Origin of the sequence: Halopiger djelfimassiliensis (assembly GCF_000455365.1) — an archaeon.
GTDB classification, from domain to species: domain Archaea; phylum Halobacteriota; class Halobacteria; order Halobacteriales; family Natrialbaceae; genus Halopiger_B; species Halopiger_B djelfimassiliensis.
The window spans coordinates 334,017-353,747 of the sequence record NZ_HG315687.1; the positions used below are offsets into that span (position 1 = coordinate 334,017).

The window sequence follows — 19,731 nt, forward strand, 5'->3', positions numbered from 1 at the left end:
TTATTCGCCGAACCAGTCCTGGGTCAGCGTTTCGTACTCGCCGGACTCCTCGACGGCCGCGATCCCGTCGTTGAGCGCGGCCTGCAGGTCCTCGTCTCCCTGCCGAACGCCGAGTCCGTACTCCTCGCCGGTCTCGAACGTAAACGCCGCCTCGACGTCGCGGTTGGCTTCGAACGTCCGGGCGACCGGCTGGTCCAGAACGACCGCATCGCGCAGTCCGCGCTCGAGGTCCTGGACTGCCAGCACGTAGCTGTCGTACGAATCGTAGTCGGTCGCGTCGATCAGCCCCTCGTCGATCAGGTTCTCCTGAACGATCGCTTCGCCGGTCGTTCCCGACTGCGCTCCGATCTGCTTGTCCGCGAGGTCCTCGAGCGCCGACGGCTGGAAACCGCCGCCGCTCTGGACGAGTACCGACTGATCGGAACTGTAGTAGGGATCGGAGAACGCGATCCGTTGTTTGCGGTCCTCGTTGATCGTCATCGCCGCCGCGATCACGTCGATCTTGCCGTTTTCCAGCGCGGGGATCAGCGAGTCGAACTCCAGTTCCTGCCAGCCAGCCAGTTCGTAGTCGGTTTCGTCGACGACGGCCTCCAGATGGTCGATGTCGAACCCGACCAGCTCACCGTCCTCGACCATCTCGAACGGCGGGAAGCCGGGTTCCGTGCCCGCGATGATCTCGTTTTCGCCCGTCGCTTCGGGGCCATCGTCGTCGCCGTCCCCGTCGCCGCTGCCCTCGAGACAGCCTGCCAACCCCGTGACGGTAATTCCTGCCACACCGGACAGTTTCAGATACTGTCGCCTATCGAACGTGTTACCATCGTCTTGCATTGCTCTACGGAGGTAGTAACATGGGGTTGATTTAATTGTTAAGATTCTAAACGGGGCTTTCAATGCCTGAATATCGAAAAAATAGCGTTTTCTGGTTGTAGGTGCGACATGATATCGGTTACCAGTTACGGAAACAGCTATTGGTATCTAATTACTGGCAAGTGTACGATCCTCTCCCGTGATGGTCCCCGGTCGGTCCGACGATGGGCTGTCCGAATCGGTTTCGCCGCCGGCGACCCGAGGTCGGCACACACTTGTAGGATCGCCCAGTAGACCTCCCGTAGATGGTCGACCCCGCGACGGTTGCGACGTTTCTGGTCGCTGCGATTGCTAGCCTCTTTATGGCGTGGGCGATCGGTGCCGGCTCGAGCGGTTCGACGCCGTTTGCGCCCGCTGTCGGCGCGAACGCGATCTCGGTGATGCGAGCGGGGTTTCTCGTCGGTATCCTCGGGTTTACCGGGGCCGTGTTACAGGGGGCAAACGTCTCCGAGGCGGTCGGGACGGAACTGATCGGCGGCGTGACACTGTCGCCGATGGCCGCGACGATCGCGCTGGTGATCGCGGCCGGACTGGTCGCGACCGGGGTCTTCGCCGGCTATCCGATCGCGACGGCGTTTACGGTCACGGGTGCGGTCATCGGCGTCGGCTTCGCGATGGGCGGCGATCCCGCGTGGCCGAAATACGCCGAGATCGCGACGCTGTGGATCCTGACGCCGTTCGTCGGCGGCGGTCTCTCGTATGCGATCGCTCGAGTGCTGCGTGCCGAACCGATCGCCGAGGAGCATTTCATCGTCGCGCTTGCGGCCGTGGTCGGTGCGCTCGTCGCCAACATCGAGTTCGCCATCCTCGAACCCGGTCAGGCCGGCGGCGCATCGATCGCCGAAGCGACGAGCGGCTGGCTTCCCGGCCCGGCGACGGTCGCCGTCGTCGCGGTAACGGTCGTCATCGCCGCCCTCTGGGCGGGGGCGATCGCGCTCGACCTTCGGGTCGGTACCGAACGCGGTGAACGACACTTCCTGCTCGTTCTCGGCGGGCTCGTCGCCTTTTCGGCGGGTGGCAGTCAGGTCGGGCTGGCGATCGGTCCGCTGATCCCGCTGTCGGGCGACGTCGGACTCCCCTTGCCGGCGTTGCTCGTCGGCGGCGGCGTCGGCCTGCTGATCGGTTCGTGGACCGGCGCACCGCGGATGATCAAGGCGATCTCGCAGGATTACTCCTCGCTGGGCCCACGGCGTTCGATCGCCGCGCTCATCCCGTCGTTTATGATCGCCCAGACGGCCGTTCTGTACGGCATTCCGGTTTCGTTCAACGAGATCATCGTCAGCGCGATCATCGGCAGCGGGTACGCGGCCGCAGGCTCCGGCGGTAGCGGCGTCAGCGCCCGCAAGATGGGATACACCGTTCTCGCGTGGATCGCCTCGCTGGCCGGTGCGATCACCGTCTCGTTCGTCGGCTACTACGCCTTCGCGGCGCTGTTGACGTAGCCACGGGCCGCAACGACCCGTCGCGTTCGCAGCACCTGTACCGACACCGAACGGTCTTTACACGATCGGTCGCCAGTTCGACGTATGGACGAGGACGCGCCCGTGGATCCGGCCGACTCCGAGACGATACAGTGGCGACGCGACGCCACGACCTCGAGAACCGTTCGCCTGCTGTGGTCGTTCGGCGTCGGGACCTTCTTCGCGACGATTACGATCATCGTTCTCTGGCGGCTGTACGACGTTGCTATCCAGTCGCAAGGTCTCGTGGTACTCGGCGCTCTCTTCGGCGCGATTCTGGTGACGATCCTCGTGGTTACCGTCGTCGGCGACGCCGACCGCTGGCTCCCCGGACAGTCCCTGACGGGACCCGGATTCGATCGGGCCGTCGACGCGACGCTGGGGACGATCGCAATGTTGCTCGTCATCGGCGGGCTGATGGCTGCCGGTCGATTCGTTTCCCAGCGCGAACTGCTGGGTGGCGTCGGTGCCGGCCCGTTCACCGCGACGGCCGCGTTACTGATTCCGCTCGCACTCGTCGCGCTCGTTCTCGCCTCCTTCCTTCGCTCGGTTGGGGTGTTCGATCCCGCCGACCGGGTGATCTACCTCTACGATCCCGAACAGGCGATCGATCTCGAGGTGATCGAAGACGTCAGGACCCACCGACTCGGCGACGCCGTCGTTCTCACCCTCAGCTACGCACAACCGGACGGGCAGTACGTTCCGGGCCCGCGACGACTCGCCGTTCCGCCCGCGGTCGCGACCGAGATCGAAGCGGCCGTCGACGCAACCCCCTGAAAACCCGGCTCACTCGAGCGGGCTGTCGGTAACGTCGCCGGCGTCGTTGCCCTCGGGCGATCCGTTCTCGTCGCCCTCGACGGGCCGTTCGAGTTTGTGCAGTCGGGCCTTCATGATGCGGGTGTTCTCGACGTCTTCGACGGTGATCCGGACGCCGTCGTACTCGATCTCCTCGCCCTCTTCGACGAGTCGGCCGGCGCGGTTGAAGATGAACCCGGCGATGGTTTCGAACTCCTCGCCCTCTGGAAGGTCGATTTCGAGGGCTTCGTTGACGTCCTCGATGTTGACCTCGCCCCGGACGAGGACGGTGTCGGGGTCGATCTCCTCGATCGGCTGTTCCTCGCCGCCTTCGAGGATTTCGCCGATGATCTCCTCGATCATGTCCTCCATCGTCACCAGCCCCTCGGTGGTGCCGAACTCGTCGATGACGATCGCCATATGCATCCGGTTTTCCCGCATCTCCGTGAGGAGTTCGTCGACGTTTTTCGATTCGGGGACGTGTAGCGTCGGCTGGATGAGATCCGCGAGTTCGAGGTCGTCGGAACTGGTCTCGCCGTAGTTGAGATCCCGGACCAGATCGCGGATGTGGACGACGCCGAGGACGTTATCGAGACTGCCCTCGTAGACGGGAATCCGTGCGTGGCCGCTCTGGATACAGGTCTCGATCGCCTCGTCGATATCGGCGTCTTTCGGCACCGCCGTCATGTCGAGTCGCGGCGTCATCACCTCCTTGACGATCGTGTTGTTAAAGCGGAAGATACGCGTGAGCATCTCGTGTTCTTCTTCCTCCAAGACGCCCTCGCGTTCGCCGGACTCGATCATCTCCTGAATCTCGTCACGGGTGACGTACGGTGATTCGATCGCACCGGTCGAGCCGATGAGCCTGTTGACCTGCCGCGTGAGGTAATCGAAGAGGACGATCAGCGGGAACAGCAGGTACTCCGTGGCCTTCAACGGCTTCGAGATGCGAACCGCCCACGACTCGGTGTTCTCGACGGCGTAGGACTTGGGAACGCTCTCGCCGAACAGCAACACGAGCGCCGTGATCCCGAACGTCGCCAGCAACACCCCGGCCAGTCCGCCGAAGTGGATCGACAGGATCGCCGTCGCGATCGAGGACATCGCGATGTTGACGATGTTGTTGCCGACGAGGATCGTCACGAGCAACCGATGTGGGTCGTCCTTGAGCGTTTTGACCAGCCGTGCACCCCTTACCTCGTCCTCGATCATCCCCTCGAGACGGTGTTTCGGCAGGTTGAACATCGCGATTTCGGACGAGGAGAAAAACCCGGAGAGACCGATGAGGATGGCGACGGCGATCGCACCGAGTATCGTCACCATCGACTGGGCGACCTCGACACCCACGACCGGAACTTCGTAGGCGTCCAACGGAACCTCGAGCAGGGGAGCCAACGCCATTGATGTACAGCGTTATCACCCGATCGGTTAACCGTTTACCATTTTCGGGTCCGCTTTCCGCCGACGACACGTTTACCCGCGCGTTTCCCGAACGAACGTGTATGGAACCGTCCGCCGACCGCCCGATCACGTTTTACCGGCTGCAAGGCTGTCCGTACTGTGAACGCGTGACGCGGCTGTTAAACGAGTACGATCTCGAGTATCAGTCGCGGTTCGTCGAACCGATGCACTCGAAACGGGACGTCGTCAAACGCGTCGCCGGCGTCCGCACCGTCCCGGTCATCGTCGACGACAACACCGGGATCACGATGGCCGAGAGCGCGAACATCGTCGACTACCTCGAGTCGACCTACGGTTCGGCGGACGCCGAGCCCGACACTGCGGACACGCCTGCGGGGGGTGACGCCTGATGCCGGAGTTCGAGGTCGTCTCGCTCGAGTCGACGGACCACGTCGAACCGGGCGACGACGCGCCCGAGTTTACCCGACCGCTGGTCAACGACGAGTACTGGACGGACCGGTCGCTGTCGGGGCTGGTCGCCGAGGGACGAACCATCCTCGTTTTCACCCCGATGACCGGCTCGTTTCTCGCCAAGTACGTCTGGGACGAACTCCACGAGCGCGGCTGGGACGACCGCGAGGAGCGGGTCGTCGGTCTCACGGCGTCGACTCCCTACGGCGTCAAGCGATTTCTCGAGGCTAACGACTACCCCTTCGCCCTCTTTGCCGATCCCGGCAACGAGGTCGCACGCGCGTACGGGATCGCCCACGACCTCGACGGAATGGCAGGCATCAGCGAACCGCGGCTTGCCTTCTTTGCTATCGACGAGCAGCGAACGATCGAGGGCGCGTGGGTCGCGACCGAGTGGCCCGAGTTCCCCGAGTACGACGCCCTCGAGTCGGAACTCGGTCTCGAGTGACGACGGTACGTTTTTTCCCGTGCCGATGCGAGTCTCCGGTATGGGCGGAAACGCGGATGCGAACGTGGACGGTAACGTGAGCGAGACCGCCCTCGAGCGGGCCGCGACGGCGATCCGCGAGGGGGAGCCGGTCGTCTATCCGACCGAGACGGTCTACGGACTGGGCGTCGACGCCGTCGATCCCGACGCGGTCGAGCGCGCGTTCGAGATCAAGGGGCGCGACCGGTCGAAACCGATCTCGCTTGGGGTCCCGCGGTTCGAGACGGTCCGTAAGCAGTACGTTCACGCGACCGAGCGCGAGCGGGCCTTTGCCGAGCGGTTCCTTCCCGGCCCCGTCACGCTCCTCTGTGAACGCCGCGACGTCGTGCCCGACGTGCTCACCGCCGGCCGCGACCGGGTCGGGATCCGGATCCCGGACTGTAAGCCGGCATTGGAGTTGCTCGAGCGCGCCGAACGGCCGATCACGTCGACCAGCGCCAACGTCAGCGGCGAGCCAAGCGCCCGCCGGGTCGACGACATCGGCGAACGGGTACGCGAGGCGGCGGTCGTCGTCGACGGCGGCGAAACCCCGGGAACCGAGAGTACGGTCGTCGATCTCTCGACCGAGACGATCCACCGGCGGGGCGCGCTGGCCGACGAGATCGAGGACTGGCTCGATCGCCACTAGTCCGTGAACCCGAGCAGCGAGCGGAGCGTCCGGGTTCTGACGCCACAGTCGGAGGCGAACTCACAGGCGGTACACTTCGAGCGGTTGCTGGTCCGTGGCGGTGGGCCGTCCAGTTCCCGAACCGTCCGGAGCACGCTCCGGTACCTCGCTTTTCGTCGCGTCGTCAACTCGACGGATCGCACGACGCCGTAGGCAGGGTACTCGATCCAGGCCCGATCGATCGACGTTCGGTGCTCCCAGGCCAGCGCCTTGGCGGCCGCGACAGCATGGACCGACTGCGACGACCAGACCCCGTGTTCCGGCGGTTCGCCTGCGGACACGAGTGCGGGTTCGATCGGGTCCGCGAGTACCTTGTGGACGATCCCGCGACAGCGACGGCCGGTCACAAGCACGGCCTGTGCCCGGGGCTCGAGCAGTCGCGTCCAGTGGCCGTCGTCTTCGAGGGTCCGTTTGGTGGCCGCCAGCCGATCGCGGTACCGGGCCGGAGCGACGGCGATCGGTTCGTCCTCGAGTACGCCCGACGGGGAGTCGAGCAACCCCTCGTAGCGGGTTGCAAGCGCCCGGATCGCATCGACTTCCGGCGGCGGCTCCCGGTCCTCGTCGCGGGTCCGTCGATAGTACCACTTCCGCGGACAGTAGGCGGCGGTCCGGAGGTCACTGAACGAAACGCGGTCTACTGGCACGGGGCGTCTGGCCGCCCGTTCCTCCAAGAAGGTTCGGATCGCGTTCGGACGAGGTTTCCGGCCGGTTGAACGGGCCAGTCCGGGAACGAACTGCCGGAACCGAAGCCCGAATCCTCCAGTCGACGTCCCGGCTATCGTTTCGGAGCTAGAAATCGACGTCGGTCTCCATTCCCTCGGTCGCGTCCTCGAGTCCGTCCTCGCGGACGTCGGTCGTCATGCGGCCGGTGAGTTCGGCGTCCGCGAGGATGCTGTCGAACTCGTCGCGGTAGCGGTCGTTTGCGGTCCGTGACTGGTCTTCAGCCTGCGCGACGCGTCGGTACCGCCGGATCTGCTCCTCGCTGACGTCGTACTCGTCGGCGAGCGTGGCGTCGTCCTCGTCCCGGTCGCGGATCGCCGCGAGGTCGACCTCGTCGGCGTCGTCCTCGTCGAAGAGGTGCAATGACAGCCGCGCCTCGAAGACCTCGTCCGGATCGACGCCGAGTTCGTCGGCGACCGCCTCGTCGCTCGTTCCGTCGTAGAAGGCTCTCGCCACCTCGATCAACTCCTCGGTCGAAAGCGCCGTCTCGAACCCGTATCGCTCGCGCATCTGGGTCACGACGCTCTCGAGTCGCTCCTCGTCGGAGCGCTCGTCCCGCTCGAGGGAGCCGCGGGTGTTCTCCTGGGATTCGGTGACCGTTTCCTCCCCGTCGGTGACGTCGGTGAAGATATCCCGGAGCTCCTCGGTTTTTTCGTTCATGCGTGGACACTCCCGACGGGCGGCTATTTAAGCCTGTTGCCAGATAGCGTTGGGCGGGAATCGAACACGGATGACAATTATGAACTCGAAATCGCGCGAAAATTTTCGCGGGACGGCAACGGGGTCGACTGCGGGACGGGGTGACAAGAATTAAGTCACAGCCATGCACGTGCTTGTATATGAACGTGGTAGCCCAGACGGAGGTGGCGAGGGAGACGTACTGGGGGATCAGCGACACCGGGTACGCGGTGTTTTACCTGCTGGCGTTTACCGCCATCGCCGTGTTCCTCTACGGTGTCTATCAGCGGTTCAGCCGGTACGCCGAGGGCGACGACGACTCGTTCGCTCGGCTGGACGACCTCTCGAGTCGGATCGTCAACGCGTCCAAGATCGTCCTCTCGAACGAGAAACAGTTTAACAGGGACCTCTACGGCGGCCTGATGCACTCCTTTATTCTGTGGGGCTTCCTGACGCTGTTTATCGCGACGCTGATCCTGATGGCCGAGGAGTACGCCGCCAAGAAACTCCTGCACCTCTCGTTCTGGGACGGTGACTTCTACCTCGCCTACCAGTTCATCGTCGACGCGCTGGGGCTGCTTTTCGTCGTCGGTATCGGGATGGCGATCTACCGCCGGTACTGGGTCCGAAACCACCGCCTCTGGGGCCGTCATACCTCCACCGAGGACGACGTTTTCATCTGGACGCTGTTCGCGCTCGGGGTCGGTGGCTTCCTGCTCGAGGGACTGCGCGTGTACTCACAGGGACTGCCCGACCACGAGATCGTCAGTTTCGTCGCCTACGGGATGGCGCTTGGCTTCGAGGCGATCGGGCTACCGACGCTGGGTGCCGAACAGGCGGGCCTGAACGGTGCCGGTCTGAACGTCGAAAACCTCCACTGGCTGGCCTGGTGGTCCCACTCGCTGATCGCGTTTTTCTTCATCGCGTGGGTCCCTTACGCCAAGCCGTTCCACATGATCTCCTCGTTCGCGAACGTCGTCACGCGCGACGAGAATGCCGGTAATCGCCTGCCGAACGTTCCGTCCGACCTCGACGCGACCAACGCCGAGTCCATCGACGACTTCACCTGGAAGGAACTGCTCGATCAGGACGCCTGTACCAAGTGTGGCCGGTGTTCGTCGGTCTGTCCCGCGAAGGCGTCCGATCGCCCGCTGGATCCGCGCAACGTCATTCTCGACCTCAAACGGTACCGTGAGGAACTCGAGGCCGGCGGCGAGGAGAAGCCGATCATCGCCGACGGCGGCACGAGCGTCATCAACACGGAGACGATGGAGTCCTGTATGGCCTGTATGGCCTGTATGGATGCCTGTCCCGTCGAGATCGAGCACCTCAAGAGCTTCACCCGACTCAACCGCCAGATGACCGATCAGGGCGACGTCGCCCCCAGCATGCAGGACGTCTTCCAGAACGTCATGCAAAACGGCAACACCTTCGGCGATTCGCCCCGGGACCGCGGCGAGTGGACGGAGGAACTCGAGTTCGACGTGGCCGACGCCCGCGAGGAGGAGGTCGATTACCTCTGGTACGTCGGCGACTTCCCGAGCTACGACGAGCGCAACAAGCAGGTCGCCCGCTCGCTGGCGACCATTCTGCAGGAAGCCGACGTCAGCTTCGGCATCCTCTTCGACGACGAGAAGTACGACGGCAACGACATCCGCCGGGTCGGCGAGGAACTGCTCTACGTCGAACTCGCCGGCCACCACGTCGAGACCTGGGAGGAGTGTGAGTTCGACAAGATCGTCTGTACCGACCCTCACTCCTACAACACGTTCAAAAACGAGTATCCGGAACTCAACTTCGACGAGTTCGCCGACGATCCGATGATGCCCTTCGAGTACACCGACCAGTGGAACGCCGATGGAGAAATCGACGTCCTGCACTGGACGCAGGCCGTCGAGGAACTCGTCTCCGAGGGCAAACTCGACCTGAACGGCGACGAACTCGACTACACCGTCACGTACCACGATCCCTGTCATCTTGGCCGGTACAACGACGAGTACGAGGCTCCGCGTGAACTCATCAAAGCCACGGGCTGTGAGCTCGACGAGATGCCCCGTAACCGCGACGACTCCTTCTGTTGTGGCGGCGGCGGTGGCGGCCTCTGGATGGACTTCGAGGAAGAACCCAAACCGAGCGAGGAACGTATTCGCGAAGCGCTCGAGGACACCGACAACGGTCCCGACGTCGAGAAGTTCGTCGTCGCCTGTCCGATGTGCATGACGATGTACGAGGACGGCCGCAAGACCGGCGGCTACGAGGACGAAATCGAGATCGTCGACGTCGCCGAACTCATCGTCGAAGCGATCGGAAAGGAAACCGAGGCGAACCTCGAGGTCGCTGCCAACTGAGGGACCGGCTACGCGCCCGTTTCTCAGCCACTGGATTGTCCGGTCGGAGGGCATCTCCATCGTCGTTCTCGAACCGGCGTTTCCACGCTGTAGAATATATCTTCCCCTGAAAATTATGGGAAATAAATAGATGAAAAGTTATATCTCACTTGATTCTCATTTGTCGGCTGATGTCGGAGTTAGAAACCACGAGCGAGTTTACGGGAGACGCCATCTGGATCCTCATCGGGGTCCTCTGTTGTCTTCCCTACGGCGTGTACTACTATTTCAGCAACAAAGAGACCGTTTGGATCTGCCCGGACTGTCAGGAGACGGTCAAGGTCGGTGCCTCGACGTGTAAACACTGTAACGAGGACCTGAACCAGTACCAGTAGGATGTGGAATCCGATCCGGGTGGTCGTACAGCGACTCGGAGAACGCGATCCGCTGTTGTTAGCACACCATCCGACCTGTGAATACTACTCCCACCACACGTTCGAGCTCTACGGCCAGCGTGTGTGTATGGGCTGTTTTATCGTCTACCCGGTGGCGATCCTGTCGTTGCTCGCGTTGAGCGTCGTGCGACTCGTTCGACCGGCGCTGGGCCTGTTCGAGTTTCCGACGTCCGCGTTCTATCTCGCCGGGTTCGGCCTCGTGGCACCGATGGTCGTCGGCAAACTCCTTCCCGGAACGCGAACGGCGACCACTCGCATAGCCAGCAAGGCGTTGCTTGCCGTCGGACTCGCGGTGACCGCCTTTCCGTTCGTGTTCCGTCCGGACGCTCGACTCGTGACGGCCGGCCTGTTCGTCGCCTTCCTGCTCCCGTATATCGTCCACAAGGGGCTGACGGCGACCGACGACTGTCAGGGCTGTCCGGAGGCCGCGGACTTTCCCAACTGCTCGGGGATGTCGTTCGACGGGGAGTACCGCTATCAACCGGACGATACCGAGGAGTGAGTGATCGTCGGGTTCCGGCCGGCGATGCAGTCACAGACCCACCGGGGACGCGCCGATCAGTCCTCGATCTCGATCGCCGGCCTTCCGGGTTCGGCGTTTTTCAGCACGCTCTCGTCGGCCTCGTCGGCGCGAACCACCCGGACCGGCGCGTCGAACTCCCGTTCGAGCAGCCACGCGGCGGCCTCGAGCGCGTCGTGTTCTTCCTCGGGTGCGAGCGTCCGCTCGAGGGCTTCCCGCTCGACCTGCAGATCCTGTCCGAAACTGGCGGCGGCGTCGCCCTGCTCGCGGATGTGTGACTCGCCCATGAGTTCGCCGATCAGGTTGTCGGCGTCGCTTTCGATCGCGATCTCGAGGGCATCGTACTTCCAGTCGGGGGCGATGACGACGTCGATCCGCTGGGGATCCTCGATCCCGGCCACGTCGATGATGTCCCGCACGTCCTCGCGGGTGTTCTCGACCAGCCGCCGGCGCTTTTCGACGCGGTCGCGGTCGACGTCGGCGGTCGGCCACCCGGCGTCGACCACGAAGCCGTCGTGGCCGAGTTCGTCCCACAGCTCCTCGGTGAGGTGGGGTGCGACGGGCGCGAGCAGCCGAACCACGGCCGACAGTCCCCGCTCGTAGGTTTCCGCGTGGGGGTCAGTGTAGTCGGCGTACTGACGGAGCGTCCGCACGAGGTCCTGCGTCTCCCGCAGCGCGCGGTTGAACGTCAGGTCCGCGTACTCGTCGGTAGCGATGGCGACCGTCGCGTCGATTTCGGCGTCGACGTAGCTGGCGACGGCGTCGTCGTCGCCGTCCGGTTGCTCCGCGGCGGCGTCTTCGACCATCCCCTTCAGCCGAGCGAGGAAGGCGTAGGTCGAGCGGACGCCCTCCTCGCTCCAGTCGAAGTCGCGTTCGGGCTGGGCGGCCTGCATCATGAACAGCCGCGCGGTGTCCGCGCCGTACTCCTCGACGATGCGCTGGGGCGAGACGACGTTGCCCTTCGATTTGGACATCTTCTCGCCGTCCAACTGGACCATCCCCTGAGCCAGCAGGTTCGTAAAGGGCTCGCGGTGCTCGAGTCCCTCGTGGTCGGCAAGCACCTTGGTGAAAAACCGCGAGTACAGCAGGTGCATCACGGCGTGTTCGATGCCGCCGACGTACTGGTCGACCGGCATCCAGTCGTTGGCTCGCTCGCGGTCGAACGGCGCGTCATCGAGGTCCGGCGAGACGTACCGCAGGAAGTACCACGAGGAGTCGACGAAGGTGTCCATCGTGTCGGTCTCGCGGGTCGCGCCGGCCCCACACTCCGGACACGTCGTTTCCTTCCACTCCTCGGCGGCGTCTAACGGGTTCCCGGTCGTGTTGATGAAATCGGGCAGTTCGACCGGCAGCTCTTCCTCCGGGACCAGCACGGGACCACAGTCGTCGCAGTGAACGACCGGAATCGGCGTCCCCCAGTAGCGCTGGCGGGAGATCCCCCAGTCGCGAAGCTGGTACTGCGTGGCCGCCTCGGCGCTTGTGATCTCCTCGGTCAGGCGCTCGCGGGCCGTCTCGCTGTCCAGCCCGGAGTAGTCGCCGGAGTTGATCAGGACGCCGTCTTCGGTGTAAGCCGTCTCCTCGATGTCGGGTGCTTCGGGGTCCTCACCCGCCTCGGGTTCGGGGGCGATGACCGGGACGATGTCCAGATCGTGTTTCTCCGCGAAGGCGTGGTCGCGTTCGTCGTGCCCGGGCACGGCCATCAACGCGCCCGTGCCGACATCGGAAAGGACGAAGTCCGCGACGTAGACCGGAATCTCGTCGCCGGTGACGGGGTTCGTGGCCGTCAGTCCGGTCGCAACGCCGTTTGGCTCGTCGCCTTCGGGATCGGCCTCCGCCTCGATGAAGCGCCGAACGTCGTCGTCCTCCGTGGCGAGTTCCTCGCTGATCGGGTGGTCGGGCGCGAGCGCGAAGAAAGTCGCGCCGTGGATGGTGTCGATGCGGGTCGTAAAGGCCGTGACCGGACCGTACCCCTCCACATCGAACTCGACCTCGGTCCCGTGCTGGCGGCCGATCCAGTTGCGCTGCATCTGGCGCACCGAGTTTGGCCACCCCTCCAGATCGTCGATGTCCTCGAGCAATTCGTCGGCGTACGCGGTGATCTGCAGGAACCACTGGTCGAGTTCGCGCTGTTCGACCGGCGTATCACAGCGCCAGCACAGTTCCGCCTCGCCTTCGACCTGCTCGTCGGCGAGGACGGTCTCGCAGTGGGGACACCAGTTGACCTCGGCGTCGCGGCGCTCGACGAGATCCTCCTCGTAGAACCGCCTGAAGAGCCACTGGTTCCACCGGTAGTACTCCGGCTCGCAGGTAGTGACCTCGCGGTCCCAGTCGTAGCCAAAGCCCATCGCCTCCATCTGGTCGCGCATCGTCTCGATGCAGTCGAGCGTCCAGTCCCGCGGGTTGGTGTCGCGCTCTTTGGCCGCGTTCTCCGCGGGGAGACCGAACGCGTCCCAGCCCATCGGATGGAGGACGTCGTCGCCTTGCATCCGACGGAAGCGGGCGTACGCGTCCGTGATCGTGTAGTTTCGGACGTGGCCCATGTGGAGCTTTCCGGACGGGTAGGGGTACATCCCCAGGACGTAGGTCGGATCGTCGACCTCGTCGGGCGTCCGGTAGACGTCCGCGTCGTCCCACGCCTCTTGCCAGCGCCGTTCGACTGCCGCGTGGTCGTATCCCGCGTCGCTCATTAGTTAGGCGTGGGGGCGACGCCGCCCTATATTTTCGCATTACCGATCGGCGTGGCGGCGAAGAACCGGCTGTCTCACGGCCGACCGGGAAAACGGTCGCCGTCGTTACTCGAGGTGGATCGCCGGGCGGAACGGGCGGGCCTGGCCCGCCTTATCGTCGGGATCGACCGGCTCGCCGTCCTCGGCGTAGACCGCGATGTCGGCGTCGAACTCGCGGGCGAGGAAGGAGGCGGCGTCTTCGTAGACCGCACGCTCGTCGATCTCGCTCAGTGTCGCCAGCGTCCCCTCGTCGCGCTCGCGGACAAACTCCACGAGGTCGCCGACGAGATCGTTGACGGCGTCACCCTTCTCGCGCAGGTCGTCGTCTTGCATGATCTCGCTCATGACCGGCCCCCGATCCGGTCCGACGTCCGTCACGGTCTCGAGGGCGTCCCGCTTCCAGTCGGCAGCGACGTAGAGCCGGATCGCCTCGGGGTCGGTGTCGGTCACCGCGATGATCTCGCGGACGTCCTCGAGGACGTCCGCGACCAACCCCTCCTCGGCGACGACGGTCGGGTCCTCGAACTCCGGTATCGGCTCCGGCCACGGCACGGCTTCGGCGGGCTCGCCGGTCAGCCGCTCGTGAAGCTCGTTCGCCATGAACGGGATCACCGGTGCGAGCAGCCGCAGTCGCGTCTCGAGCACCGTCCGCAGCGTCCATCGTGCGCCCGGTCGATCGAGGTCGGTCCGGCGGCGGTACCACTTGAGGCGTTCCTCGAGACGATAGAAGGCGTTCTGGCTGGCGGTGCGGGTCTCGAAGCGGTCCATCGCGTCCGTGACCTCTCGGACCGTCTCCTGCAGTCTGGCGAGCAACCACCGGTCGATCTCCTCCAGTTCCCGCTTGCCGTCCGGACCCTCGATGACGTCGATCGCACGGTCCCAGAACCGCGCTAACTGATCGTGCGTCGAGCCGACCTCGTCGGCCCGCCAGTCGAAGTCCTGCCACGGCTCGGAGCTATTCAGGAGGAAAAAGCGCACGGTGTCGGCTCCGTACTCCTCGATCGCCTCGTCCGGGAGGACGACGTGGCCCTTCGAGGAGCTCATCATCTCGCCCTCGAGCAGCCCCATCCCCATGCTGGTGATCCCACGGGGCCATTGCTCCTCGTCGAACAGTTCCGCGTGGTGGTAGAGGGAGAACGTGAGATGGTTCGAGATCAGATCGTTCGCGGAACAGCGGTAGTCGACGGGGTACCAGTACTCCCACTCCTCGCGCAGTTCCAGCGCGCGTTCGTCGGGGTCGTCTACGGCGTCCGCGCCGTAGAACAGCGTCTCGAAGAAGTCCCGGTCCAGCTCCTCGGGTGGGACGTCCCCGAGCCGGTGGGCGACGGTGTAGTAGGCCATATAGATCGTCGAGTCGCTTAAGGGTTCGATGACGAATTCGTCGTCCCACGGCAGACGGGTTCCGAGGCCGTAGTTGCGGATACAGGGCCACTCCTCGAGCCAGTCGACGGTATTGACGTACTGCTCGCGGGTCGTCTCGGGGATCGCATCGAGGCTCTCGATCGCCCCCAACGCTCTCTCGCTCCAGTTCTCGTCATCGTACCGCAGGAACCACGTCTCCTGCTCGGCGACCTCGACGTCGCCGCCACAGCGACAGATCACCGACTCGTCGAGGTCGTACATCGCGTCGAAGTCGCCCCGCCGGCGGAAGTGGGAATCGAGGTCGTCGCGGACGTCCTCGACGATCTCTCCGGCGAACTCGCCGTAGGCCTCGAGCAGTTCGCCGCGATGAAACTCGCGGTTGTACAGCTCCTGTGTGGCCGCCTCGAGCGCGGGATCGCTCGCGGACTCGATGCCGTGTTCCTCGACGGCGTCTTTCGCGGGGTAGTCGCCGTAGCCCTCGAGGGTCAGCACCGGACGGGGTTCGATCGCCCGGATTTCGTCGGGGTCGACGCCGTCATCGGCGAGGTCGACGGCCCGTTCCTTTGCCTCCTCGAGGGCGATCCAGTCGTCGGGCGAGTGAGCGGGGACGGACATCACGACGCCGGTTGCGCTGTCGGTATCGACGAACTCGGCGGGAACGATGGGGAGTTCCTCGTCCGTGACGGGGTTTCTGACGCGCTTGCCGACGAGGTCCGCGCCCGCGACGGTCTCCTCGACGGAGACCTCCCGGGCTTGCAGATCGAGTTTCTCCGTCGCCTCTTCGGAGACGATCCACGCTTCCCCGTCGACGGTGGCGCGGGCGTAGGTCGCGTCGGGGTCGACGTAGGCGTTGGTGACGCCACGAACCGTCTCGGGTCGCAGCGTTGCCATCGGGTAGACGACATCGTCGTCAGCGCCGTTGAATTTGATCAGGGTGTACTCCTGAAACTCGGCGTCTTCACCCTCGTAGATGTCGTGTGTCGTGACGGGTTGGGCTTCGTTCGTACAGTAGTTGACCGGATGCAGTCCCTTCTCGAGCAGCCCCCGCTCTTTCAGCGTCTCGTACTGCCAGCCGATAAACGCCGCATAGCGGTCGTCGTTGGTCGTAAACTCGCGCCGCCAGTCGATCGACAGCCCGAGTTGCCGCATCCCCGCCTTGTAGTGGTTCTCGATGAAGTAGCGGGCAAACCCCATCGGCGTCTCGAGATCCGCGAGATCCGATTCGGGAACGACGAACGCGTTTGTGAGGCTCTCGATCTGGTGTGTGTCGCCGCTTTGCAGCCGTTCGACGGCCCCGATAATCGGCGTTCCGGTGACGTGCCAGCCGATCGGAAAGAGAACGTTGTCTCCCTGCTGGCGACGGTACCGGGCGTACACGTCCGGGACAGTGTACGTACGGGCGTGTCCGATATGCATTCCGCCGTTCGGATACGGGTACGGAACCGTGACGAAGGTCACGTCGTCCGCGTCTCGACCGTCGGGGTCGGCTTCGTATCGCCCCGACTCGGCCCAGCGGCGTCGCCACTCGGCCTCGAGTTCCTGCGGGTCGTAGCTCATAGCCCCTCATTGTCCATCATCTATCAAAGAAGTAACCCTCGTTCTGGTGTGGGTCTGCGGTTCGACGGTCGTGGTGCCACACCGGCACCTGTCCTTAGAGGACGCCGTCCTCGCTCGCCAGTTCCGTTCGCTCGAGGAATCGGTTGCTCGGCCCGAGATAGACGTCTTTCTCCGGTTCACCGAGATAATATACGGGACGCTCCGATCGCCAGTGACGAACCGTCGGCGTGACTCGGCGGGGGACAGTCGCGATCGCGCTGCACACGCTGGCGTCCCGTGAAGTGATCGACGGTTCGACGGCGCGCTGGGCGATCGCCCACACGGAACGCGGGTCGGCGGCGATCGGTAGCTACTCGATGTCGATTTGCTTCGACTCGTCGGATCCCCTGACCTTCGGCAGTCGAACCGTCAGGACGCCGTCCTCGTAGCCGGCCGATACTTCGTCTTCCTCGACGGGATCGGGGAGGCGAATGCGGCGGTTGGCCGCCTTTCGGTTCCGCTCGCGCCGGAGATACTCCCCGTCCGTCACCGTCGTTTCGTCCTCGCGGTTCGCCTCGAGCCGCAGGGTCCCCTCCGAGAGCGTCAGGTCGATGTCGTCGGTCTCGTACCCCGGAAGATCAGCCGTGACGACGTACTCAGCACCCGTATCCACGACATCGACGGGAACCGATCCCGGCACCTGCAGTCCGCCGCCGGCCATGCCTTCTTCGACCTGCCGACTGACGCGGTCGAGCATCTCCTCTATTTCGTCGAACGGGCTTCGTCGCATACCCGACAGTACGGCCTCGAGTGGGATAAATTCTGCCCGCACCGTGAGGACAGAACCGTCGCGATCCGAGGCGGTCTCCGAGCGCGACTACTCCGGCAGCGTCACCAGTCCGGCCTCGAGCGCATCCCACAGGACGTCGCGTGCGTGGCCGTCCGGATCGACGTGCTCGTAGACCGCCTTGACCTCGCCCTCGGCGAGGAAAAAGGTCGTTCTCGCGGCCGCGCCATCCTCGACGTCGACGTCGAAGGCGGCGGCGAGGTCGCCGTCTGGATCCGCGAGCAGATCGAACTCGAGGTCCTCGGACTCGCAAAACGACCGGTGGGAGTCGACATCGTCGGTCGAGACGCCGTAGACGGCGGCGCCGGCGTCCCGATAGGTCTCCAGTTCCCGCTGGAACTGGTTCGCCTCGATCGTACAGCCCGGCGTCTCGTCGCGCGGATAGAAGTACAGGACCGTCGGCTCCGCGAACTCGAGGGTGAGTTCCTCGCCGTCCTGGTTCCGTGCGCGTACGGTCGGCGCGTCCGAGCCAGTCTCGAGTGGCATACGTGACGGTACTGCGATCGGGCGGAAACGGCTTTCGGTCACTCGAGGAACAGTCGGATCTCGGATTTCACTCGACGACGTGTTCGATGTCGTACGAGCCGAGTCGCCGAACCCAGCCGTTCTCGGCGATGTCCTCGATGTCCTCGATCGCTTCTTTCGTCCGCGATTCGTACAGCCCGGCCTCGATATCGACGTGGAAGACGTAGTCGCCCAGCCGCCGTCCGCTGGGTCGTGACTCGACGCGAGAGAGGTTGATGTCCCGGTCGGCAAACGGCTCGAGCAACTCGAGCAGCAGTCCGGGGTAGTTCGCGTTCGGATAGACGACCAGCGAGGTCTTGCCGCCGCCCTTCGAGCGTTCGGCCGCGGGTGCGATCGCGAAAAAGCGGGTGGCGTTCGAGTCCTGATCCTGAATGTCCTCGGCCAGTACCGCGAGGTCGCCGTCGGCGTTCGCCGGATGGCCGATCCCCGCGATTGAGTGGTCGTCGCGTGCCAACTCGACGCCCTTGGCCGTGCTCGCGACGGCTTCGAGGGTAACGTCGGGGTAGTTTCGCTCGAGGTAGGTCCGACACTGGGCCAGCGCCTGAGAGTGGCTGGCGATGGTGTCGAACCCCTCGCTCTGGGCGAGCAGCGCGTGTCTGATCGGCGTGACGATTTCGCGGACGACGGCGACGTCGTAGTCGGCCAGTGCGTCGAGGCTCTCGGTAACGCTGCCCTCGATACTGTTTTCGATGGGGATAACGCCGCGGTCGTGGTCGCCGGCGGCGACGGCGTCGACGATCGTCGTTACCGACTGGCGAAACTCGATCTCGTCTGCGGCGGTAACGCTTGCCGCCCGGTGTGAGTAGGTCCCTTCGGGACCGAGCGTGACTGTGTTCATCACCCACCCTTTGCCGGGTCGGTGCCAAAAGAGCATCGAGTGTCGGTCACACGGTAGCACGGACCGTTGACCCGTCGGTCGGTCGCCGGTCCGGCTGTCGGTACTGTCCCGGTCGATCTATCGGGCGTCGCGTCGCTCGGCGATGGCGTCGACGAAAACGCTCCGGCCTCGACTCACTCCTCGAGGTGTTCGATCCCCTGTTTCGACACGTTGGCTTCCGTAATCTCGTTTGGCATCCAGTCGGGTTTGTCGTCGGGTGCCGTCTCCTCCCAGGCCCACCCCTCGTAGATGTGAACCTTGTCGGTCCCTTTCTCCCGCAGTCTGAGTTCGACGCGCTCGGCGTCGTCCTCGCTCGAGCCGGGCTCGAGCCGCCGGGCCGCCTTGAGGGCGGCCTGGCGTGGCGTGTTCCCCGAAAAGACGCTCGTCTCTTCCCCGTTCGACTCCCGCAGCGCAAAGTTACGTTTACCGTCTTCACGTACCATGGTTTCGCCTCCGTGTCAAACGAGCACACGACCCGACATAAAGATATCCCCCAAAATCGACCGACTGCGCCGGTATCTTTAAGTCCGCTCGGTCCGCACCGTCCCGCAGTATTCGCAGTCGGTGCGGCGGGCAGTCACTGTCACGACGGTCAGTTCAGTTCAGTTTCCGGAGGAACTCGCCTGTGCGTCGAAAACACTTAAGTATATCCTGCGGCGAAGTTCGTCATAGAATCCCGCGATGGTACGGAAAAAGAAGCTGAGTCCAAGCGGTGCGAAAGACGAAGACGGCAACTACCACAACGTCCATCTGAATCTCCACGAGGACGAACTCGCAGTCGCGGGCATGGATATCGGCGACGAGGTTTTCGTCCGCGTCCGGGACGGCAAGATCATCATCCAAAAGGCCGACGAAGACGAGGTCGAACACGAGTTCTAGCGGACCGTCTTCCCGCGGATTCCACGAACGGCTCTCGCTCCTTTCCCCTCGAGACGCCAGTTTTCGGCTGTGATTCGATTTCCGGTCGTGACCCGGACCGCTCGGGGTCGCCGTTTGTCGCGTCGGCCGCT

General features: G+C 64.3%; 20 protein-coding genes. 9 read left to right on the forward strand and 11 right to left on the reverse strand.

The features are described from left to right. Window positions 1–828: a basic amino acid ABC transporter substrate-binding protein gene (locus tag TX80_RS17075; RefSeq protein WP_049924463.1), complete on the reverse strand. Its 828-nt coding sequence runs from the start codon at window positions 826–828 to the stop codon at window positions 1–3. A gap of 284 nt (window positions 829–1,112) precedes the next feature. Here TX80_RS17075 and TX80_RS17080 point away from each other — a divergent pair, with 284 nt between their 5' ends. Continuing rightward, a complete protein-coding gene (locus tag TX80_RS17080; RefSeq protein ID WP_049924464.1) occupies window positions 1,113–2,309 on the forward strand; it encodes an inorganic phosphate transporter in 1,197 nt (398 codons plus the stop codon). Window positions 2,310–2,393: 84 nt separating this feature from the next. Then, window positions 2,394–3,104, forward strand: coding sequence for a hypothetical protein (locus tag TX80_RS17085; protein WP_049924465.1), 711 nt, complete (start codon window positions 2,394–2,396; stop codon window positions 3,102–3,104). Between the two features lie 9 nt (window positions 3,105–3,113). On the opposite strand, the gene TX80_RS17090 is transcribed toward TX80_RS17085, so the two are convergent. Further along, on the reverse strand, window positions 3,114–4,523 hold the full coding sequence (locus TX80_RS17090; RefSeq protein WP_049924466.1) for a hemolysin family protein: 1,410 nt from the start codon (window positions 4,521–4,523) through the stop codon (window positions 3,114–3,116). A gap of 101 nt (window positions 4,524–4,624) precedes the next feature. Here TX80_RS17090 and TX80_RS17095 point away from each other — a divergent pair, with 101 nt between their 5' ends. From TX80_RS17095 to TX80_RS17105, 3 genes are read left to right on the forward strand one after another with little or no spacing between them, the layout of a single operon-like run. After that, window positions 4,625–4,933, forward strand: coding sequence for a glutaredoxin family protein (locus TX80_RS17095; protein ID WP_049924556.1), 309 nt, complete (start codon window positions 4,625–4,627; stop codon window positions 4,931–4,933). Next, a complete protein-coding gene (locus tag TX80_RS17100) occupies window positions 4,933–5,442 on the forward strand; it encodes a redoxin domain-containing protein (RefSeq protein WP_049924469.1) in 510 nt (169 codons plus the stop codon). The genes TX80_RS17095 and TX80_RS17100 overlap by 1 nt, the downstream gene beginning before the upstream one ends. Before the next feature lie 40 nt (window positions 5,443–5,482). Next, window positions 5,483–6,109 carry an L-threonylcarbamoyladenylate synthase gene (locus tag TX80_RS17105; RefSeq protein ID WP_049924470.1) on the forward strand — a complete coding sequence of 209 codons (627 nt, stop codon included), beginning with the start codon at window positions 5,483–5,485 and terminating at the stop codon, window positions 6,107–6,109. On the opposite strand, the gene TX80_RS17110 is transcribed toward TX80_RS17105, so the two are convergent. Both TX80_RS17110 and TX80_RS17115 read right to left on the reverse strand, forming a co-directional pair. Then, entirely contained in the window at window positions 6,106–6,792 is a 687-nt protein-coding gene (locus tag TX80_RS17110; protein WP_049924471.1) for a CRISPR-associated protein Cas4, read from the reverse strand. The genes TX80_RS17105 and TX80_RS17110 overlap by 4 nt on opposite strands. Window positions 6,793–6,937: 145 nt before the next feature. Beyond that, window positions 6,938–7,528 carry a hypothetical protein gene (locus TX80_RS17115; RefSeq protein ID WP_049924472.1) on the reverse strand — a complete coding sequence of 197 codons (591 nt, stop codon included), beginning with the start codon at window positions 7,526–7,528 and terminating at the stop codon, window positions 6,938–6,940. A gap of 179 nt (window positions 7,529–7,707) precedes the next feature. Between TX80_RS17115 and TX80_RS17120 the strand changes: the two genes are divergently transcribed. The 3 genes from TX80_RS17120 (at window position 7,708) to TX80_RS17130 (ending at window position 10,830) form a co-directional block, all read left to right on the forward strand. Continuing rightward, the gene (locus tag TX80_RS17120) at window positions 7,708–9,894 is read left to right on the forward strand and encodes a heterodisulfide reductase-related iron-sulfur binding cluster (RefSeq protein WP_049924473.1); all 2,187 of its coding nucleotides are present in this window, start codon (window positions 7,708–7,710) and stop codon (window positions 9,892–9,894) included. 170 nt (window positions 9,895–10,064) lie between these two features. Beyond that, window positions 10,065–10,268: a hypothetical protein gene (locus TX80_RS17125; RefSeq protein WP_049924474.1), complete on the forward strand. Its 204-nt coding sequence runs from the start codon at window positions 10,065–10,067 to the stop codon at window positions 10,266–10,268. A gap of 1 nt (window position 10,269) precedes the next feature. Further along, entirely contained in the window at window positions 10,270–10,830 is a 561-nt protein-coding gene (locus tag TX80_RS17130) for a hypothetical protein (protein WP_049924475.1), read from the forward strand. Between the two features lie 56 nt (window positions 10,831–10,886). On the opposite strand, the gene leuS (TX80_RS17135) is transcribed toward TX80_RS17130, so the two are convergent. The 7 genes from leuS (TX80_RS17135) to TX80_RS17165 all read right to left on the reverse strand — a co-directional run bounded on the left by leuS (TX80_RS17135) (window position 10,887) and on the right by TX80_RS17165 (window position 19,164). Next, complete coding sequence (gene leuS, locus TX80_RS17135) at window positions 10,887–13,535, reverse strand: leucine--tRNA ligase (protein ID WP_049924476.1); 2,649 nt, start codon at window positions 13,533–13,535, stop codon at window positions 10,887–10,889. 105 nt (window positions 13,536–13,640) lie between these two features. Next, entirely contained in the window at window positions 13,641–16,493 is a 2,853-nt protein-coding gene (gene leuS / locus TX80_RS17140; protein WP_049924478.1) for a leucine--tRNA ligase, read from the reverse strand. Window positions 16,494–16,587: 94 nt separating this feature from the next. Then, entirely contained in the window at window positions 16,588–16,815 is a 228-nt protein-coding gene (locus TX80_RS17145; RefSeq protein ID WP_049924479.1) for a hypothetical protein, read from the reverse strand. A 27-nt stretch (window positions 16,816–16,842) separates the two neighbouring features. Then, entirely contained in the window at window positions 16,843–17,262 is a 420-nt protein-coding gene (locus TX80_RS17150; protein ID WP_049924480.1) for an Hsp20/alpha crystallin family protein, read from the reverse strand. A gap of 87 nt (window positions 17,263–17,349) precedes the next feature. After that, window positions 17,350–17,805, reverse strand: coding sequence for a peroxiredoxin (locus TX80_RS17155; RefSeq protein WP_049924482.1), 456 nt, complete (start codon window positions 17,803–17,805; stop codon window positions 17,350–17,352). Window positions 17,806–17,872: 67 nt separating this feature from the next. After that, window positions 17,873–18,682 (reverse strand): prephenate dehydratase, encoded by an 810-nt coding sequence (gene pheA / locus TX80_RS17160; protein WP_049924483.1) that lies wholly within the window; start codon window positions 18,680–18,682, stop codon window positions 17,873–17,875. Between the two features lie 173 nt (window positions 18,683–18,855). Further along, on the reverse strand, window positions 18,856–19,164 hold the full coding sequence (locus tag TX80_RS17165; protein ID WP_049924485.1) for a non-histone chromosomal MC1 family protein: 309 nt from the start codon (window positions 19,162–19,164) through the stop codon (window positions 18,856–18,858). 238 nt (window positions 19,165–19,402) lie between these two features. Between TX80_RS17165 and TX80_RS17170 the strand changes: the two genes are divergently transcribed. Then, window positions 19,403–19,600, forward strand: a complete 198-nt coding sequence (locus TX80_RS17170; RefSeq protein ID WP_006066039.1) for a hypothetical protein — start codon at window positions 19,403–19,405, stop codon at window positions 19,598–19,600. Window positions 19,601–19,731 lie beyond the last annotated feature (131 nt).

What these genes read in the sequence shown, in the direction of transcription:
- TX80_RS17075 (WP_049924463.1), bottom strand. Translation starts at nt 828, where the DNA reads ATGCAAGACGATGGTAACACGTTCGATAGGCGACAGTATCTGAAACTG.
- TX80_RS17080 (WP_049924464.1), top strand. Translation starts at nt 1,113, where the DNA reads ATGGTCGACCCCGCGACGGTTGCGACGTTTCTGGTCGCTGCGATTGCT.
- TX80_RS17085 (WP_049924465.1), top strand. Translation starts at nt 2,394, where the DNA reads ATGGACGAGGACGCGCCCGTGGATCCGGCCGACTCCGAGACGATACAG.
- TX80_RS17090 (WP_049924466.1), bottom strand. Translation starts at nt 4,523, where the DNA reads ATGGCGTTGGCTCCCCTGCTCGAGGTTCCGTTGGACGCCTACGAAGTT.
- TX80_RS17095 (WP_049924556.1), top strand. Translation starts at nt 4,625, where the DNA reads ATGGAACCGTCCGCCGACCGCCCGATCACGTTTTACCGGCTGCAAGGC.
- TX80_RS17100 (WP_049924469.1), top strand. Translation starts at nt 4,933, where the DNA reads ATGCCGGAGTTCGAGGTCGTCTCGCTCGAGTCGACGGACCACGTCGAA.
- TX80_RS17105 (WP_049924470.1), top strand. Translation starts at nt 5,483, where the DNA reads ATGGGCGGAAACGCGGATGCGAACGTGGACGGTAACGTGAGCGAGACC.
- TX80_RS17115 (WP_049924472.1), bottom strand. Translation starts at nt 7,528, where the DNA reads ATGAACGAAAAAACCGAGGAGCTCCGGGATATCTTCACCGACGTCACC.
- TX80_RS17120 (WP_049924473.1), top strand. Translation starts at nt 7,708, where the DNA reads ATGAACGTGGTAGCCCAGACGGAGGTGGCGAGGGAGACGTACTGGGGG.
- TX80_RS17125 (WP_049924474.1), top strand. Translation starts at nt 10,065, where the DNA reads ATGTCGGAGTTAGAAACCACGAGCGAGTTTACGGGAGACGCCATCTGG.
- TX80_RS17130 (WP_049924475.1), top strand. Translation starts at nt 10,270, where the DNA reads ATGTGGAATCCGATCCGGGTGGTCGTACAGCGACTCGGAGAACGCGAT.
- leuS (WP_049924476.1), bottom strand. Translation starts at nt 13,535, where the DNA reads ATGAGCGACGCGGGATACGACCACGCGGCAGTCGAACGGCGCTGGCAA.
- leuS (WP_049924478.1), bottom strand. Translation starts at nt 16,493, where the DNA reads ATGAGCTACGACCCGCAGGAACTCGAGGCCGAGTGGCGACGCCGCTGG.
- TX80_RS17150 (WP_049924480.1), bottom strand. Translation starts at nt 17,262, where the DNA reads ATGCGACGAAGCCCGTTCGACGAAATAGAGGAGATGCTCGACCGCGTC.
- TX80_RS17155 (WP_049924482.1), bottom strand. Translation starts at nt 17,805, where the DNA reads ATGCCACTCGAGACTGGCTCGGACGCGCCGACCGTACGCGCACGGAAC.
- pheA (WP_049924483.1), bottom strand. Translation starts at nt 18,682, where the DNA reads ATGAACACAGTCACGCTCGGTCCCGAAGGGACCTACTCACACCGGGCG.
- TX80_RS17165 (WP_049924485.1), bottom strand. Translation starts at nt 19,164, where the DNA reads ATGGTACGTGAAGACGGTAAACGTAACTTTGCGCTGCGGGAGTCGAAC.
- TX80_RS17170 (WP_006066039.1), top strand. Translation starts at nt 19,403, where the DNA reads ATGGTACGGAAAAAGAAGCTGAGTCCAAGCGGTGCGAAAGACGAAGAC.